At 66.5% G+C, this 15,463-nt stretch carries 15 protein-coding genes; 1 reads left to right on the top strand and 14 read right to left on the bottom strand.

The features are described 5' to 3' along the window. The first annotated feature begins 244 nt into the window (after positions 1-244). Complete coding sequence (locus tag ACOOHP_RS18645; RefSeq protein ID WP_420467982.1) at positions 245-1,375, top strand: fatty acid desaturase; 1,131 nt, start codon at positions 245-247, stop codon at positions 1,373-1,375. Positions 1,376-1,474: 99 nt separating this feature from the next. Here ACOOHP_RS18645 and ACOOHP_RS18640 read toward each other — a convergent pair whose 3' ends face one another. From ACOOHP_RS18640 to ACOOHP_RS18575, 14 genes are all read right to left on the bottom strand, one after another. Continuing rightward, complete coding sequence (locus ACOOHP_RS18640; RefSeq protein ID WP_420468743.1) at positions 1,475-2,875, bottom strand: FAD-dependent oxidoreductase; 1,401 nt, start codon at positions 2,873-2,875, stop codon at positions 1,475-1,477. Further along, the gene (locus ACOOHP_RS18635; RefSeq protein ID WP_420467981.1) at positions 2,832-3,107 is read right to left on the bottom strand and encodes a 4Fe-4S dicluster domain-containing protein; all 276 of its coding nucleotides are present in this window, start codon (positions 3,105-3,107) and stop codon (positions 2,832-2,834) included. Before ACOOHP_RS18635 ends, ACOOHP_RS18640 begins: the two co-directional genes overlap by 44 nt. Continuing rightward, complete coding sequence (locus tag ACOOHP_RS18630; protein WP_420467980.1) at positions 3,104-5,320, bottom strand: molybdopterin-containing oxidoreductase family protein; 2,217 nt, start codon at positions 5,318-5,320, stop codon at positions 3,104-3,106. Before ACOOHP_RS18630 ends, ACOOHP_RS18635 begins: the two co-directional genes overlap by 4 nt. 238 nt (positions 5,321-5,558) lie before the next feature. Then, complete coding sequence (gene flhB / locus ACOOHP_RS18625) at positions 5,559-6,701, bottom strand: flagellar biosynthesis protein FlhB (RefSeq protein WP_420467979.1); 1,143 nt, start codon at positions 6,699-6,701, stop codon at positions 5,559-5,561. A 6-nt stretch (positions 6,702-6,707) separates the two neighbouring features. Beyond that, complete coding sequence (fliR, locus tag ACOOHP_RS18620; protein ID WP_420467978.1) at positions 6,708-7,481, bottom strand: flagellar biosynthetic protein FliR; 774 nt, start codon at positions 7,479-7,481, stop codon at positions 6,708-6,710. A gap of 19 nt (positions 7,482-7,500) precedes the next feature. Continuing rightward, the gene (fliQ, locus tag ACOOHP_RS18615) at positions 7,501-7,770 is read right to left on the bottom strand and encodes a flagellar biosynthesis protein FliQ (RefSeq protein WP_420467977.1); all 270 of its coding nucleotides are present in this window, start codon (positions 7,768-7,770) and stop codon (positions 7,501-7,503) included. 10 nt (positions 7,771-7,780) lie between these two features. Beyond that, a complete protein-coding gene (gene fliP, locus ACOOHP_RS18610) occupies positions 7,781-8,530 on the bottom strand; it encodes a flagellar type III secretion system pore protein FliP (RefSeq protein WP_420467976.1) in 750 nt (249 codons plus the stop codon). Further along, entirely contained in the window at positions 8,527-8,967 is a 441-nt protein-coding gene (gene fliO, locus ACOOHP_RS18605) for a flagellar biosynthetic protein FliO (protein ID WP_420467975.1), read from the bottom strand. The genes fliP and fliO overlap by 4 nt, the downstream gene beginning before the upstream one ends. A 21-nt stretch (positions 8,968-8,988) precedes the next feature. Further along, complete coding sequence (gene fliN / locus ACOOHP_RS18600) at positions 8,989-9,345, bottom strand: flagellar motor switch protein FliN (RefSeq protein WP_420467974.1); 357 nt, start codon at positions 9,343-9,345, stop codon at positions 8,989-8,991. After that, positions 9,342-10,358 carry a flagellar motor switch protein FliM gene (fliM, locus tag ACOOHP_RS18595; protein ID WP_420467973.1) on the bottom strand — a complete coding sequence of 339 codons (1,017 nt, stop codon included), beginning with the start codon at positions 10,356-10,358 and terminating at the stop codon, positions 9,342-9,344. Before fliM ends, fliN begins: the two co-directional genes overlap by 4 nt. Positions 10,359-10,375: 17 nt before the next feature. Then, on the bottom strand, positions 10,376-10,897 hold the full coding sequence (locus tag ACOOHP_RS18590; RefSeq protein WP_420467972.1) for a flagellar basal body-associated FliL family protein: 522 nt from the start codon (positions 10,895-10,897) through the stop codon (positions 10,376-10,378). A 138-nt stretch (positions 10,898-11,035) separates the two neighbouring features. After that, the gene (murI, locus tag ACOOHP_RS18585) at positions 11,036-11,824 is read right to left on the bottom strand and encodes a glutamate racemase (protein ID WP_420467971.1); all 789 of its coding nucleotides are present in this window, start codon (positions 11,822-11,824) and stop codon (positions 11,036-11,038) included. Positions 11,825-12,110: 286 nt separating this feature from the next. Further along, entirely contained in the window at positions 12,111-13,988 is a 1,878-nt protein-coding gene (sppA, locus tag ACOOHP_RS18580) for a signal peptide peptidase SppA (RefSeq protein ID WP_420467970.1), read from the bottom strand. Positions 13,989-14,180: 192 nt separating this feature from the next. Continuing rightward, on the bottom strand, positions 14,181-15,407 hold the full coding sequence (locus ACOOHP_RS18575) for a tetratricopeptide repeat protein (RefSeq protein ID WP_420467969.1): 1,227 nt from the start codon (positions 15,405-15,407) through the stop codon (positions 14,181-14,183). Positions 15,408-15,463 lie beyond the last annotated feature (56 nt).

Raw genomic sequence — 15,463 nt, 5'->3', positions numbered from 1 at the left:
GCTCCGGTCGGTGACGGCGTAAGGCCGGGATTGGCCCATGGGCGCGGTGCAAGTCCTGTGCTCGCCAGGTTTGGTGTCGGCCGCGTGGCGCTTGTCGCGGTGACGGCACCGACACCGCTTGTCCGCAGGCGGGTCGGAACGGGGTACTGGCACGGCTGTTGCGGCATACCGCCATCCACGCCTGTCCCGATACGGACATGTCCAAGGCGTACTACGATGACGTTTAGATAGCGAGGCTGGGTCTGTGTCTGCAGCAGCTGCTACGCCAAGCGCACCGGCCGAGCCGCGCGCGCGGATTGACGAATACACGCGCTCCAGCAATCTGATCGGGCTGCTGCAGGCACTCACCACGGTGGTACCGCTGGCCGCGCTGTGGTGGGCCGCGATCCTGGGCGCGGGATCGCCCCCCTACCTGGTCACGCTGCTGGCGACGCTGGTGATGAGCCTGTTTCTGGTGCGCGGTTTCGTGCTGATGCACGAATGCGGCCACGGCAGCCTGTTCCGCAGCGCAGCGCTCAACCGCGGTGCCGGCTTTGCGCTGGGCGTGCTGTGCGGGATGCCGCAGTACGTGTGGAGCCGGCATCACAATTACCACCACGCCACCAACGGCAACTGGGCACGCTACCGAGGGCCGCTGGCGATCCTGTCGGTGGACGAGTTCGGCGCGCTCAGCGGCCGCCAGCAACGCGCGTACGTGCGGGCCCGCTACATCTGGATGGCGCCGCTGGCCGGGTTTGTCTATCTGATCCTCAATCCGCGGCTGACCTGGCTCAAGGGAACCGCGAGTCTGCTGGTGCATCTGCTGCGCGAAAAACGGGCGCAGCCGCGGGTGTCGCTGCGCGCACACGCCGCCACCTTCCGCAGCGCTTACTGGGCGTCGCCGTCCGAATACCGGCACATGACCTACAACAACCTGGTGTTACTGTCGATGTGGGTGGCGATGAGTTGGCTGATCGGACCGCTGCTGTTCTTTTCGGTGTACCTGAGCGCCACATCGCTGGCGGGCGGGGTCGGCATCGTGCTGTTTACGGTGCAGCACAATTTCGAGCACTCCTACGCCAGCGCCGATGCGCAATGGGACCGCCACGACGCGGCGCTGCACGGCACCAGCTACCTGGACCTGCCCGCATGGCTCAACTGGTTCACCGCCAACATCGGCTATCACCACGTGCATCACCTGAGCGCACGCATTCCCAACTACCGTCTGGCGGCCTGCCATCGCGGCCATCCGGAATTGTTCGAGCCGGTGCGCCGGCTGCGCTGGCGCGACGTGCGGCCGTCGCTGAAGTTCGTGCTGTGGGATGCGCAGGCGCGGCGCATCGTGTCGGTGGCCGAGTATCGCAACGCGCAGTCCGCGGCTGCCGGCATGGCCTGAGCGATCGGTATCTGCCGCATCTCCTGCGAATGCCATGGGCCGAAAATCGGCCTGCCCTGGCTCACGCATCTGCCCCGCAATCACCACGGCGTCTTCCGATCAGGGCCCTGATGCGCCGACACGCAGCATATCGTCGAGCCGAACCAGCTTGTTGCGCGGCTGACCGTCGCGCGCATGCGCCCGCTCGTGGCGGTCGATGTTTCTCCAGCCCTGGAAGTCGACCACCTTGCATTGCCGCTCGCGCAGCAATGCCTCGATCGCCGACGCCGGTTTCGCTGGTTGGGCGAGTCGGCCGGCAGCGGCGTCCTCGACCAGCGCGCGCACGGTCTGCCGCGCGCAGGCCTTGTTGCTGCCGATGACACCGCGCGGGCCGCGCTTGATCCATCCGACGACATACGCGCCGGGCATGACGTCGTCGTCCAGCACGAGCACGCGCCCATCTCGATTGGGAACGATGCCTCTGCCATCGTCGAACGGCAGATCCGCAAGCGGCTTTCCGCGGTATCCGATAGCGTGTACCACCAGTCCTGCAGCAAGGTCTTCGGTCTGCTGACTGGCCACCGCCTTGAGGCCGCCGTCTTCGCTGGCGACGAGCTGGTTGCGCACCAGGCGGATACCCTCGACCCGGCCTCGTCCAAGCACCTCGATTGGCGACTGCAGGAAACGCAACACGAGTCGGCGAGCGCGCGTTTCATCGCCTGACTTCGAATAGGCCTCGAGCGTCGCGCGCTTCAGCGTGGCGTCGAAGTTGCCCTGATCCCAGCGCGCGCCGGACAGATCGTCCGGATCGACCACGACGCTGACGTCGTCGAGTTCGCCCAGCTCGCGCAGTTCCGGATGCGTGAAGGCCGCCTGTGCGGGGCCGCGCCGGCCGACGACGCACACTTCGCGGATGCGGCTGTGGGCGAGCGCTTCGCGCGCGTGCTCCGCGATGTCGGAGGAGGCAAGCGCTGATCCCGACTTGAGGAGAATGCGCGCCACGTCGAGCGCGACATTGCCGTTGCCGATCACCACCGCCCGTTCGCAATCGAAGGACACATCGAGGTCAGCGGCATCCGGGTGGCCGTTGTACCAGGCCACGAATCGGCTGGATTCATGGCACCCGGGAAGATGCTTGCCCGGAACATTGAGTGCCTGGCTGGCGCTGGCCCCCACCGCGTAGATGACGGCGTCGTGGTGTTCGAGCAGTTCGGCATGCGTGATGTCGCGCCCGATCTCGACATTGCCGTGGAAGCGCAGGCGACCGCCGCTGCGCGCCTGTCGCTGGTACGTGTCGATCACGAGGCGGCGATCGGCGTGGTCGGGCGCAACGCCCGCGCGGACCAGGCCACCGAGGGTCGGCAAGCGGTCGAACAGGTTCACGTACACCGGCGGGTCACCGAGCTTGACCAACTCGGCTGCCGCGTACAGGGCAGCCGGACCCGCCCCGACGATCGCGACATCCAGGCGCTGCGCATCAGGCTGGTTCACGTTTCGCTCCTTGCCGGAAGAAGGCCGCATTGATCTCCGGGTAGGCCGCCCATTGCGCGGGCAACTGATCGATCCGGTAGATCGCGTTGACCGGACAGGCCTCGGCGCAGGCGTTGCAGCCGACGCAGGCATCGGGGTCGATGTACAGCATCTCGGCGTGCGCGAAGTCGCGGGCTTCCGGTGAGGGCTGGATGCAATCGACCGGGCACACCTCGGTGCAAACGGCGTCGTTGACGCAGGAGCCGACGATGACGTAGCTCATTGGCCGACGGCCATCGGCAGGTCCTGCGTCGCCGAATGCGTAAACCTGGACGCAGCATCCTGCAGCGGTTCGATGCGGACCCGCGTCATGTTCAGCAGCGGCGTCTGCGACAGCGGGTCGATGCGCTGGTTGTCCACCAGCCGGTTGCGGTTCTCGCCCCAGCGCTGGAATTGTCCCGGCTTGCGGGTATCGAACACGCGCGAACCCCAGCCGTGCGGAATCGCCACCACGCCGCGCCGCCCGCCAGTGCCGGCCGTGACGGTGAGCTCGATCTTGCCGTTCGCCGAACGCACGCGCACCGCGTCGCCCTCGTCGATGCCCAGCGCCTCCATGTCGTCGGCGTGCATCTCCACCTGGTTGCCACGCTGGTGCTCGAACAGCCGTCGGTTGTCGTTCATCCACGAGTTCATGGATTCGCGGTGACGATGGTTGCTGAGGATGAACGGATAGTCCGCATCGTCCTGCGGCGGTGCCTGGCTCAGGAGACGACGGCATTCGTCCATCAGTATCGCGGGCGCGCATTCAATCTTCTTGCTCGGCGTGCGCAGGCATTTGGCAAGATCGCCGTAGCGCTTCTCGTCGTACAGATAACCGTGCGGCCGTTTCTTGATGTCGCGCAGCTTGACCCGACCTGCCGACGCCACCATCAGCGACTCGAACCAGCCGGGTCCGAATTCGAGCTTTGAGAGGCCGGGGATCTTCGCCAGCCAGCGGCTCGCGCGAATGATGCTGTTGAAGCCCTTGAAGCCGAACAGCGGGCGCTTCATCTTCAGCGCCAGGTCGACGAAGAAGCGCCACTCCTCGCGTGCGTCGCCCTTGGGGCGCACCGCGGCGCGCGCGTACTGCGCGTAGGGCTTGTCCATGAGGCTGCCGAATGCCAGGTGCAGGCCTTCACGCTCCAGCCAGTGCGTGCCCGGAATCAGCCAGTGCGCATGGCGATGGCTCTCCCTTTGTACGAAGTCCACCGCGACCAGCAGTTCGAGCTGCGACAGCGCCTTGTCGAGGGTGTCGCCGTCTGGGCCGGACACCACGGGATTTCCGGAACAGATCAGCATGGCGCGGATCTGGCCCTCACCGGGGGTGAGGATCTCGTCGGCGAGTTCGCTGATGCCGTGGAAGCCGGCGATCGTCGGCAGCTTGCGCAGGCGCGTGCGGTGCTTGGACTTGGGCGCCATCATTTCCCAGGCCTTGGGCAGGTCGACGAAGCCGCGCTCGTAACGCTTGCCGCCCGGCATGTCCATGCGATTGGTGATGATGTTGAGCAGTTGGCTCAGCCATTCGCCGACGGTGCCGGTCCCCGAATGCGCCAGCCCGGTGTGCGAGACGCAGGCCGCGGTACGCGCCTTGGCAAAGCGTTCCGCGACATCGCGCAGCTGCGCCACCGACACATCACAGCGCGCCGACAACTGTTCGAGGTCGGCCTGCTTGAGTAGTTCGAACACCTCCTCCAGCCCGTTCACCGGCACCGCCTGCGGCGCACGGTTCCATCCGGACTCGACGATGATCTTGAGCAGGGCCAGCAGGAACGCCCAGTCCTCGCCCGGCCGGATCTGGATGTGCGTTCTGGCTTCCTTGCTCGAGGTGGTCACGCGCGGATCGACCACGATCAGGTCTGCGCCGCGGTCGCGTGCGGCGAGCACGCGCTTCCAGCCGTGGGGAATGACCTCAATCCAGCCGAAGCGGCTGACCGCCGGGTCCATGCCGACCAGCAGGAAACACTCGCACTCGTCGATGTCGGTGGGCACCGACATCAGCTCGCAACCGAACATCTCTTCCTGCACCACATGGAGATTGTTCTGGTCCAGGGAACCCACCCAGTAGCGGTTGCCGGTGCCGATGGCGGCGAGCAGGCCGCTGTGCAGGTTCGAATCGCCGAAGTTGTGGCCCAGCGGATTACCGTGATACGAGCCCACCGCATCGGCGCCGTGCTGTTCGATGATGCGATTCATACGCTCGGCGATATCGGCGATCGCTTCCTCGTAGGTCGCCGGAACGTAGCGGTCGCCCACGCGACGCATCGGCGTCGTGATGCGCTGGGGATGATTGCGCAGCTCCGCCGCCGCCATGCCCTTGCGGCAGAAATCACTCCAGGTGAACGGATTGTTACGGTCCGGTTCGATGCCCAGGATCTCCTGGCCGGCATCGTCGACTTCGACTTCGACACCACACAGGGAAACGCAGTAGTGGCAGTGCGTGTAGACCTTTCTCGACATGCTGTTCTCCTCAGAAGCTGGTCCAGCGCGGCCTAACTGGAGGTCGTGCAGCCGGGTAGCCGGATAGCCGGAAGCGTCCGGCTTGCTACCTCCAAATATATTGTGTCGTTTGTTTAATTATGTCCTACGGACATAATAATCCGATCATCGATAGTTTTGAAATCAACCCCACCAGACTTCGATAGTCCATTGAAATATGGAAATATTCCGGTCGTTCGACTCGGCGATTCCGCCCCGATTAAGGCTGCACGTGGGCGTCGTCGGGCTCACCGCCGGGCACGTCACCCACCTGTGGCGGCGCCGGTGGTGGCGTCGCGCCGGTCCAGCGCCGCAACTGGAATACGTAGCTCAACACCTGTGCCACCGCCTGGAACAATGCGGCCGGAATTTCCTGGTCCAGCTCCACCGAGCGGTACAGCGCACGCGCCAGCGGCGGTGCCGAGACGACGGGAATGCGGTGCTCGCGGGCCAGCTCGCGGATGTTGGAGGCGATCACGTCGGCGCCCTTGGCCACCAACTTGGGCGCGCGCATCCGGCCGGCGCTGTACTTGAGCGCCACCGCGTAGTGGGTGGGATTGGTGACGATGACGTCGGCGCCGGGCACCGCATCCATCATGCGACGCTGTGCAAGCGCCTGCTGCGCCTGACGGATCTTGGCCTTGACCTCGGGCCGGCCTTCGGCCTGCTTGTACTCCTCGCGCACTTCCTGCTTGGTCATGCGCATGTCCTTGCCGTGGCGGAACAACTGCCAGGGCACGTCGAGCGCCGCGATCACCGCCAGGCCCAGCGCCAGCCAGCCAAGCAGGCCGAACACGATGGCGCCGGAATCGGCAATGCCGCTGCGCACCTCCATCGCCGCCATCACCGGCAGCTCGCTACGGCTGGACCACAGCACCGCTGCGCCGATGCCGCCGAGCACCACAACCTTGAACAAGCCCAGGCCCAGGTCCACCAGCGCGCGCGAAGAGAAAATTCTTCCCAGCCCGGCGACCGGGTCCAGCCGCGAGAACTTGGGTGCCATTGCCTTGGCACTGAAGTTCCAGCCGCCCAGCAGCAGGGGCGCCACCAGTGCGCCGAGAAATCCGAGCAACAGGATCGGCGCCACCACCAGCAGGCCCGCACGCAGCAGTTCCAGAAACGCGCGCGGCATGTCTTGCGCGGTGGCCAGATCGCGCGCCCGGAATTCGAAGCTGTCGCGCAGCAAGGTTTCGGCTTGCGCCACCATGTCGGCACCGTAGCCCCACAACACCGCCGCGCCGCCGGCAATCAGCACCGCGGTGGTCAGCTCGCGCGAACGCGCAAGCTGCCCCTGCTCGCGCGCCTCGCGCTCACGCTTCGGGGTGGCGCGTTCGGTCTTGTCCTGGCTGCTCTGATGTGACATGTGCGTTCAGTGCACCAGCGCGCCCATCACCGGCCAGGCCGCGTCCAGCCAGCCCGACAGCACCACCGCCAGGCTTGGCAGCAGCCATTGCAGCATCAGCAGTCCCAGCACCAGGGTGAGCGGAAAGCCCACCGACATCAGGTTGATGGTGGGCGCCGAACGCCCGAGCACACCGATGGCCAGGTTCACCGCGATCATCGCAGTCAGCACCGGCGCCGCCAGTTGTACGCCGCCGGCGAACAGACTGCCGGCCCAGTCCAGCATCAGGCGGATGCTGCCCAGGCTCAACGCCGAATCGGTGACCGGGCCGCTGCGAAAGCTGCCGACCAGGCCCTGAATCAAGGTCAGGTGCGCGCCGCTGGCCACGAACAGCAGGCTGCCGACCACGATCAGGAATTGGCCGACGATGGGCGTGTTCACGCCACGCACCGGATCGGCGAGCTGCGCGAAGCCCAGGCCCATGCTGTTGGCGATGAGTTCGCCGGCCAGCGCAAAGGATTCGAACACCAGGCGCAGGGTCAGGCCCATGGCCACACCGATCAGCACCTGCTGCGCCATCGCCGACCACCATTGCGCGCCGAACAGCGGCAGCGGCGCGCTCAGGGGAATCAGCGGCAGGATCAGCAAGGTCAGCGGCAGCACCAGCATCAGTCGCACCAGCGGCGGAATGCCGCGCTCGCCGTAGATCGGCGCCAGCATCAGCAGCGACGCCACCCGCGCCATCACCAGCAGGCCGGTCTGCACCCAGGTGAGCAGCTCGCTGGCGGAGATTTCGATCATGTACCGGCGAGCTTGATGTTCAGCTCACCAGCATCGGCAGGCTTTCAATCAACTGGCGCGTGTAATCCACCAGCGCGCGCAGCATCCATGGCCCGGTGGCGACGATCACCACCGCCATGGCGACGACCTTGGGGATGAAGCTCAGGGTCATTTCGTTGATCTGGGTGGCGGCCTGAAACAGACCCACGATCAGGCCCACCACCAGCGAGGTCAGCAGCAGCGGCGCGCCCAGCATCAGGGCCAGTTTGAGTGCCTGGTTGGACAGGCTGAGCACGGTTTCCGGCGTCATGCTGCGGCGCTCAAGGGTTGAAGCTGTTGGCCAGCGAGGCCATCAGCAGCGCCCAGCCATCCACCAGCACGAACAGCATCAGCTTGAACGGCGCCGACACCAGCATCGGCGACAACATCATCATGCCCATCGACATCAGCACGCTGGACACCACCAGGTCGATGACGATGAAGGGGATGAACAGCAGAAATCCGATCTGGAACGCGGTGGTCAGCTCGCTGGTGACGAAGGCCGCCGCCAGCACTGCGAAAGGAATGTCGTCCGGCGATTCGTACGGCCCGGTTCCGGAGATGCCGGCGAAGATCATCAGCTCGTTTTCGCGCGTCTGCTTGAGCATGAATTCGCGGATCGGCGTCACCGCCTTTTCCAGCGCGGGTTTGGGTTCGAGCGCGCCGTCCAGATAAGGCTGCGCGGCTTCCACGTAGATGCGGTCCACCACCGGCTGCATGATGAACAGGGTCATGAACAGGGCCAGGCCGATCAGCACCGGATTGGACGGCGTCTGCCCGGTTCCCAGCGCCTGCCGCAACAGCGCCAGGACCACGATGATGCGGGTGAACGCGGTCATCATCAGCAGGATCGACGGCAGCAGGGTGACCAGGGTCATCAGCACCAGCACCTGCAGGCTGAGGCTGTAGGTGGAACCGCCTTCCTCGCCGGGCGTGACCGTGACCGCAGGCAGGCCGCCGATGCTCTGGGCGAAACCGGGTGCGGCGATCAGCAGCAGGCCGATCAGGGCCAGGCCACGCAGCGCGTTCATCGCTTGAAGGCCTGGCGCAGTTGCAGCGCGAAGGCTTCGCGAAAGCTCGGCAGGCGCTCCGAGGACGCGTCGCTCATGTATCCCGCCTCGGCGACAGCTGAGGCGGGAGCGTGAATCGGTAGGGGCCGCTCGGTCTGCGACTGAGCGTCCCGGCTTCGCTGGCGCGAAACCGGGCTACTGGCTTCCGCGGGTCCGAGCGATTTCAGAATGCTGACCTGCCCCGGCGCTACGCCGATCAGAAACTGCTGGCCTTGCGCTTCCACGATCACCACGCGCTCCTTGAGCCCGACGGCCAGGGTCGAGCGCACACGCAGTTCGCTGTTGGCGATGGCGCGCATACCCTGCATGCGTCGCGTCATCCAGGCCAGGCCCAGAATCATCGCGACCACGGCAGCCAGACTGAGCACCATCTGCAGCAAGGCAGCGGCGTTTTCCATGCGCGTGGTTTCCGGTTGCGATCAGCGCAGCTTCTTGATGCGCTCGGCCGGGCTGACGACATCGGTCAGCCGCACGCCGAAGCGTTCGTTCACCACCACCACCTCGCCGTGGGCGATCAGCGTGCCGTTGGCGTACACGTCCAGCGGCTCGCCGGCGGCGCGTTCCAGCTCCACCACCGAACCCTGGTTGAGCTGCAGCAGGTTGCGGATGGGCAGGCGCGCGCGTCCCACTTCCATCGACAGGGTGACGGCGACGTCGAGGATCACGTCCAGATTGACGTCGTTGGCGCTCTCGGGCGCCACGCCGTCGCCAAACTGTTCGAATTGGGCGGTGGCAACACCGGCGGTGCCGGCAAAGGGTCGGGCTTGGGCAGTCATGGGGGGCTTCCGGTGAGATGACGCGAGGAGGTTGATGTCAGTGGGCGGCGCAGCACTTCATCGATGCGCACCGCGTTGTGTCCGTTGGCCACACCGAACTGGCCGCGGTACACCGGCACGCCCTCCACGCACACGTCGACGCGCTTGGGCATGTTGATGGGAATGATGTCGCCGGGCTTGAGGCGCATCAGGTCACGCAAGGAGATCACCGCCGAGGCGAGTTCGGACTCCAGCTCCACCTCGGTCTGCTGAAGTTGCTCGCGTAGCGTGATGGGCCAGCGCTCGTCCTTTTCCATGCGGTCGGACTGCAGGCCGGCGTCGAGCAGATCGCGGATCGGTTCCAGCATCGAATACGGAAAGGTGATGTGCAGATGCCCGCCGCCGCCTTCGAGTTCGATGTGGAACTTGGACACGCACACGATCTCGCTGGGCGACACGATGTTGGCGAAGTGCGGGTTGACCTCGGAATTCAGGTATTCGAATTCCAGCGGCATCACCGGCCCCCAGGCCTCGACCAGATCGGCAAAGCACTGGCGCACCATCAACTGGATCACGCGCAGCTCGGTGGGGGTGAATTCGCGGCCCTCGATCTTGGTCTTGAGCTTGCCGTCGCCACCGAAGAAATTTTCCACCACCGAGAACACCAGCCGCGGCTCGAAGATGAACAGCGCAGTGCCGCGCAGCGGCTTGACCCGTACCAGGTTCAGGCTGGTCGGCACGAACAGCGAGTGGGTGTACTCGCCGAACTTCATCATCTCGATGCCGACCACGGTCAGCTCCGGCTGGCGCCGCAGCATATTGAACAGGCCGATGCGGAACAGCCGCGCAAAGCGCTCGTTGACCATCTCCAGGGTCGGCATGCGACCGCGCACGATGCGGTCCTGCGTGGCGAAGTCGAAGGTGCGCGCCTCGTCCCTGGCGGCGGGCGGCGGCTCGGTATCGACCTGGCCGGAATCCACGCCGTGCAGCAGCGCGTCGATCTCGTCCTGCGACAGCAACTCCGAAGTGCTCATGCGGTGGCGTCCTGGCCTTACTGCATCACGAAGCTGGTGAAGTACACCGCTTCCACCACCGGCTGGCCGGTTTCTTCCTGCATCACCTTCTGCACCTCGGCCAGGGCCGCGATACGCAGTTGCTCCTTGCCCTCGCGCGAGGCCAGCTCGCTGGTTTTCTGCTGCGCGAACAGCATCAGCAGGCTGTTGCGGATGCGCGGCAGATGCACGCGCACGGTCTCCAGCGCCACCGGGTCGCGCGACATCACCTGCATGTCGACCTGCAGGTAGTGCGGGACCTCGGGATCTTCCAGGTTCACCACGAAGGCCGGGTCCAGCGCCAGATAGGCGGCCGGCAACGGCAGCGCTGGTGTTTCTGCGGCAGCCTCACCATCGACGGCCTCGCCTTCGGTCGCTGTAGAGAAAAAGAAGTAAGCGACGGCACCGGCGGCGGCCATGGCCACGACCACCGCGATCAGCAGAGTGCCCAGGCCGAAGCCGCGGCGGACGGGTGCCGCCGTCGCGGCAGGGGAGTCGGTGAGTTCGGCGGCGCTGGCCATGCGTCGGATTCCACGAGAGGTCGAATGCGCCAGCCCTGGTGCAACCCCTATGCCACGGCCGCCGGGCCCGCTGGCATCAGCGTCGCCGGGGAATTGACGCCCGAACCTGCGGCGCGCCGCGACGGATTGCCGGCGCGTTCAGCCCAGCAACCGCGCCACCACCGGTGCCAGTTGTGCGCGATCGCCGCTGGTGAGCCATTGCAGGGTTCCGGCGTGCGCGTGGTCCTGCCGCAGCAGACCTTCACGGCTGAGCACGCGCTGTGCCTGCCGCGCCACCGCGGCGCCGGTATCGATGAGGGCGACCTGCGCGCCGGCGACGCGCTGGATCAGCGGCCGCAGAAACGGATAGTGGGTGCAGCCGAGCACGACGACATCGGCGCCGGCCGCACGCAGCGGCTCCACGTAGCGCTGCACCAGCGCCTGCGTGCGCGTACCCTCGAGTTCGCCGGCCTCCACGCATTCCACCAGGCCCGGGCAAGGCTGGGTGATGACGCGCACGCCGCCGGCATGCCGGGCAATCAGATGGTGGAATTTTTCGCCGGCCAGCGCCGCACCGGTGGCGAGCACGCCGACCACACCGCTGCGCGTCTGCGCGCAGGCCGGCTTGACCGCGGGTTCCATGCCCACGAAGGCGATCGGGTAGGCGGCGCGCAGCGATTCCACCGCGGCGATGGTCGCGGTGTTGCAGGCCACCACGATCAGCTTGCAGGTCGCCGCGAGCAGCGTTTCGGTGATCGCCACCGCGCGCGCCTGGATGGCCGTGGCCGACTGGCCGCCGTAAGGGCAATGCGCGCTGTCGGCGTAGTAGATGAAATCCTCCGCCGGCAGCAGCGCCTGCAACTCGCGCAGGACCGACAGGCCGCCCACCCCGGAGTCGAACACCCCGATCGGGGACGCTGCGTTCAGCGGCGCGCCCGCGTCGTTCACCCTAAAAGCGGCAATTGGCCACGGATTTCACGGATAAACAATCGCCGGGTCAAAAACATAAACCTGCCGAGAATCGTTGCGTCACCGATTGGGGGCCTTGATCGGAGCTGGCAAGTCGCTGATTTTCAATCCGTGTCATCTGTGAAATCCGTGGCAAATGCTTTTTCCAGGTTCACGGCGCTTGCATCAACCCGGTCGGCGCTCGCGTGCGGCCGGCACGCCAAGGGCGGGTCGCGCCGCGCAGCCGCACGGCACTCTTGCCCCGGCGCGCTTCACGCCGCGGCGCTCATGGCATGCGTGGCGCGCGGTCGGGCGCGCACATGCAGTGGGCGTAGGCTCCGCGCGGATCGTTGAAGCGCCGCAACCAGTTGCCGGCGTCGGCCTGCTCGAGCGCACGCATCAGCGGATGCGTGGCGGGCGGCAGTCCCAGCACCTGGCCGAGGTCGAGCTTGAGAGAGCCGAAGAACTCGCCCAGCAGACCGCCGGCGAAGGTCGGAGCCGGCTCGAACGGTGTCAGCGCCCATTCGCCCTCGCCCAGGCCGGCGAGTTCGGCTGCAGCTGCAGCGGCCGGCTCCAGTCCGCCGAAAGCGTCGATCAGTCCGAAACCCTTGGCGTCATCACCGCTCCACACCCGGCCCTGGGCGATCGATTCGACCTTGGCCGGGTCCAGCTTGCGGCCGGCGGCGACGCCGTCGATGAACTCGCGATAACCGCGCTCGATCTCGGTCTGGAAGATCGCCTTGACCTCGTCGGACAGCGGGCGGTCGATGCGGAACGCACCGGCCAGCGAGGTGGTGCCGACCCCGTCGGTGCTGATGCCCAGCTTGGCCATCGGCTCGTCGATGGTGGGAACCAGCCCGAAGATGCCGATGGACCCGGTGATGGTGGTGGGGTGCGCCCAGATCTGGTCGGCATCCATCGCAACCCAATACCCGCCGCTGGCCGCAACACTGCCCATCGACGCCACCACCGGCTTGCCGGCCGCCTTGAGCGCCAGCACCTGGCGACGGATCTGTTCGGAGGCCCACACGCTGCCGCCGGGCGAGTCGATACGCAGCACCACCGCCGCCACTTCCTCGTCGCGACGCGCGTCTTCCAGCAGTTCGGACACGGTGTCGCCGCCGGCCTGCCCGCGCTCGCCCAGCCCGTCGACGATCTCGCCCTGCACCACCACCAGCGCAATGTCGGAGGCGGCGCGGCGGGCGCTCTTCTTACGCTTCTGGTCGTGGCGGGCGGCACGCAGATATTCGGAGTGATGGATCTGGCGGAAGCTGCCATGCTCCGGGTCCAGGCCTACGTCGGTGGCCATGCGCTGACGGAACTGTTCCAAGGTTTCGATGTGGGTGACCAGCCCGGCTTCCTTGGCGTACACCGCGCTGTTGCCGCGCAGATTCTCCACGCCGACCCGGTAGTTCTGCACGTAGCGGCTGACGGCGCCGGCCTCCAGCTTGCGGGCGGTGCCTACGGCATTACCGTATTCGGTCCACAGATCGCCCAGCCACTCGGCATTGGCCAGCCGTGCCTCCTCCGACATGTCGTTGCGGATGAAGGGCTCCACCGCGGCCTTGAACTCGCCGACGCGAAACACGTTCATGCGCACGCCAAGCTTGTCCAGGGCGTCCTTGAAATAGTTCTGGTAGACGCCGAAGCCTTCCAGGTAGACCGTGCCTTGCGGATCCACCGAGACGTCGTCCGCAGCGGCAGCGGCCAGGTAGCCGGTCTGGTCGTAGTACGGCGACTGCGCGTGAACCGGCTTGCCGGTGGCCTTGAAGCGCTGCAACGCGGCGGCCAGTTCCTGCATCTGCGGCATGCCGCCGCTCCACAGGTTGTCCAGCTTGAGCACGATGCTGCTGATACGCGAATCGGCGGCGGCGGCATCGATGGCTTCCACCAGGTCGCGCAACAAGGTCTGCGAGGGCGGCTCGCGGGTGAAGCGCTCGAACAGTCGCAGCTCGACATCCACCTGGTCCACCAGATCCCCCGAGGGCCACACCACCAGCGCGATGTTGTCTTCCACCGTTGGCCGCGGCCCGCCGCGCAGCGTGAACCAGGCAAAGCCGATGAAGACGATCAAACTGAGCACGATCAGCACGCGATAGAGCGTGATGACCGCGCCCCAGATGAATTCGAAGAAACGGCGCAGAGCGGACTTGGATTCGGACATGGACGACTCTCGACTCCGGCACTTGAATGACACGCCAGTATGACATGCAGCCTGCAGCGTTCCGGCTGGCGACGGCCCGCTTCAACCCGGCGCTTCGGCGCCCCGTCTGGCCGCTCGCACCCCAGACTTCAAAGGCCGGCGATGCTTGCGGGCAGGGCTACCGCCGCCGCTTGTAGCCGGCCGCCGGCAGCGCTAGCGCACCGCCAGTATCCACAGGCGCGCCAGCGCAGCGGCGCCGTCGTCGCCGCGGACCTTGCGGAATGCCTGCACCGCGCGTGCCTGGTCGCCGGCAAGAAAATAGGCGTAGCCCAGCCGCAGTCGGGCGTGTCCGGGGGCCTGCAAAGGTCCTTGCTTGGCGCTGTGCTCCATCATCGACAAGCCCTTGGCGGTGTCGCCGTAGGTCACATAGGCCAGGCCGGTGCGAAACAGCGCGTCGCCACCCGCGGCTTTGGCGTCGGCGGCGGTCGAAGCGATCGTGGCGCGATCCTCGGCCCGCTTGCTTTCGACCAGCTTGCGCAGGCGCTGCTGGCGCTCGACATCGGCTGCCGCACCCACACCCAGAACCTTGGCAGCGGTGCCACGCTGCAGGAAGTCCAGAGCCTCGCCGGGCAGGCCCTCCTGCATCGCCAGCTGCGCGGCCTCCATGTAGTCGGTGGCGCTGGCCATGGTGCCGGCGGCCAGGCGCAGGCGGTAGGTATCCAGGTCGAGCTTGCGCGAAAAGCCCGGCTGCGCCGCAGTACGCTGGATGACGTCGGTCCAGTACTCGGCCTTGGGGTAATGCCGTACCAGCCGCTCCAATGCCTGCGCGTACCCGCGCATGTCCGCGGCCTGGGCATAGGCGCTGGCGAGCAGGCGCAGACTGTCTTCGTCGGGACGCTGGCCGGCTGCCTCGGTCGCCTGCACCTGCTCGGCGGCTACGCGTGCAGCGGCGGCGTAGTCCCCGGCCAGGTAATGGGCCTGCGGGATCAGCTCCAGCACCTCGACGCGGCCACCACCGGCCTGGCGATAGCGGTTCAGCCAGTTCACCGCCTGGGCGTAGTTCCTGGCGCGGTAGAAGCTCCCGGCCACGCCTTCCATGATCTTCAACGCCTCTTCTTTCGGGAGTCGATTGGCGTCGAGGACCTGTTCGAAAGCGGTGGCGGCTTTGACGGCGTCGCCGGCACCGGAGTAGGCCGCACCGCGCATCTGGGCGATGACGAAGGCTTCGTAGTCGGTGAGCTTGCCCACCGCTTCGGCCTGATCGATGGGCTTGAGGGCCTGCTTGAATTGCTTGGACTGGATCAACTTCTGGGCGTCCTGAAGCGGCTTGCCCACTTCCGGGCGCAGGCTGTCGCGCTGGGCCAGGACCGGGCTGGCAGCGCTCAGACTCAGGCCGAGCACAACGGCGCCGAGAAGGCGCTTGAGAGACTTGAGGTTCATGCGGGTTCCGGACGTGAGGCGTGAGGCGTGAGGCGTGAGGCGTGAGGCGAAGAGCG

The organism is Panacagrimonas sp., from assembly GCF_965216805.1.
Classification (GTDB): domain Bacteria; phylum Pseudomonadota; class Gammaproteobacteria; order Nevskiales; family Nevskiaceae; genus Panacagrimonas.
Note: the sequence above shows the minus strand (reverse complement) of the source record. Positions and strands in the feature narration are given on the sequence as shown.

Bases quoted from the DNA above. Each gene is read 5' to 3' on its own strand.
- fliR (WP_420467978.1), bottom strand. From the start codon at position 7,481: ATGATCGAAATCTCCGCCAGCGAGCTGCTCACCTGGGTGCAGACCGGC.
- fliM (WP_420467973.1), bottom strand. From the start codon at position 10,358: ATGAGCACTTCGGAGTTGCTGTCGCAGGACGAGATCGACGCGCTGCTG.
- ACOOHP_RS18575 (WP_420467969.1), bottom strand. From the start codon at position 15,407: ATGAACCTCAAGTCTCTCAAGCGCCTTCTCGGCGCCGTTGTGCTCGGC.
- ACOOHP_RS18640 (WP_420468743.1), bottom strand. From the start codon at position 2,875: ATGCGGCCTTCTTCCGGCAAGGAGCGAAACGTGAACCAGCCTGATGCG.
- fliQ (WP_420467977.1), bottom strand. From the start codon at position 7,770: ATGACGCCGGAAACCGTGCTCAGCCTGTCCAACCAGGCACTCAAACTG.
- fliN (WP_420467974.1), bottom strand. From the start codon at position 9,345: ATGACTGCCCAAGCCCGACCCTTTGCCGGCACCGCCGGTGTTGCCACC.
- fliP (WP_420467976.1), bottom strand. From the start codon at position 8,530: ATGAACGCGCTGCGTGGCCTGGCCCTGATCGGCCTGCTGCTGATCGCC.
- ACOOHP_RS18635 (WP_420467981.1), bottom strand. From the start codon at position 3,107: ATGAGCTACGTCATCGTCGGCTCCTGCGTCAACGACGCCGTTTGCACC.
- sppA (WP_420467970.1), bottom strand. From the start codon at position 13,988: ATGTCCGAATCCAAGTCCGCTCTGCGCCGTTTCTTCGAATTCATCTGG.
- flhB (WP_420467979.1), bottom strand. From the start codon at position 6,701: ATGTCACATCAGAGCAGCCAGGACAAGACCGAACGCGCCACCCCGAAG.
- ACOOHP_RS18590 (WP_420467972.1), bottom strand. From the start codon at position 10,897: ATGGCCAGCGCCGCCGAACTCACCGACTCCCCTGCCGCGACGGCGGCA.
- ACOOHP_RS18630 (WP_420467980.1), bottom strand. From the start codon at position 5,320: ATGTCGAGAAAGGTCTACACGCACTGCCACTACTGCGTTTCCCTGTGT.
- fliO (WP_420467975.1), bottom strand. From the start codon at position 8,967: ATGGAAAACGCCGCTGCCTTGCTGCAGATGGTGCTCAGTCTGGCTGCC.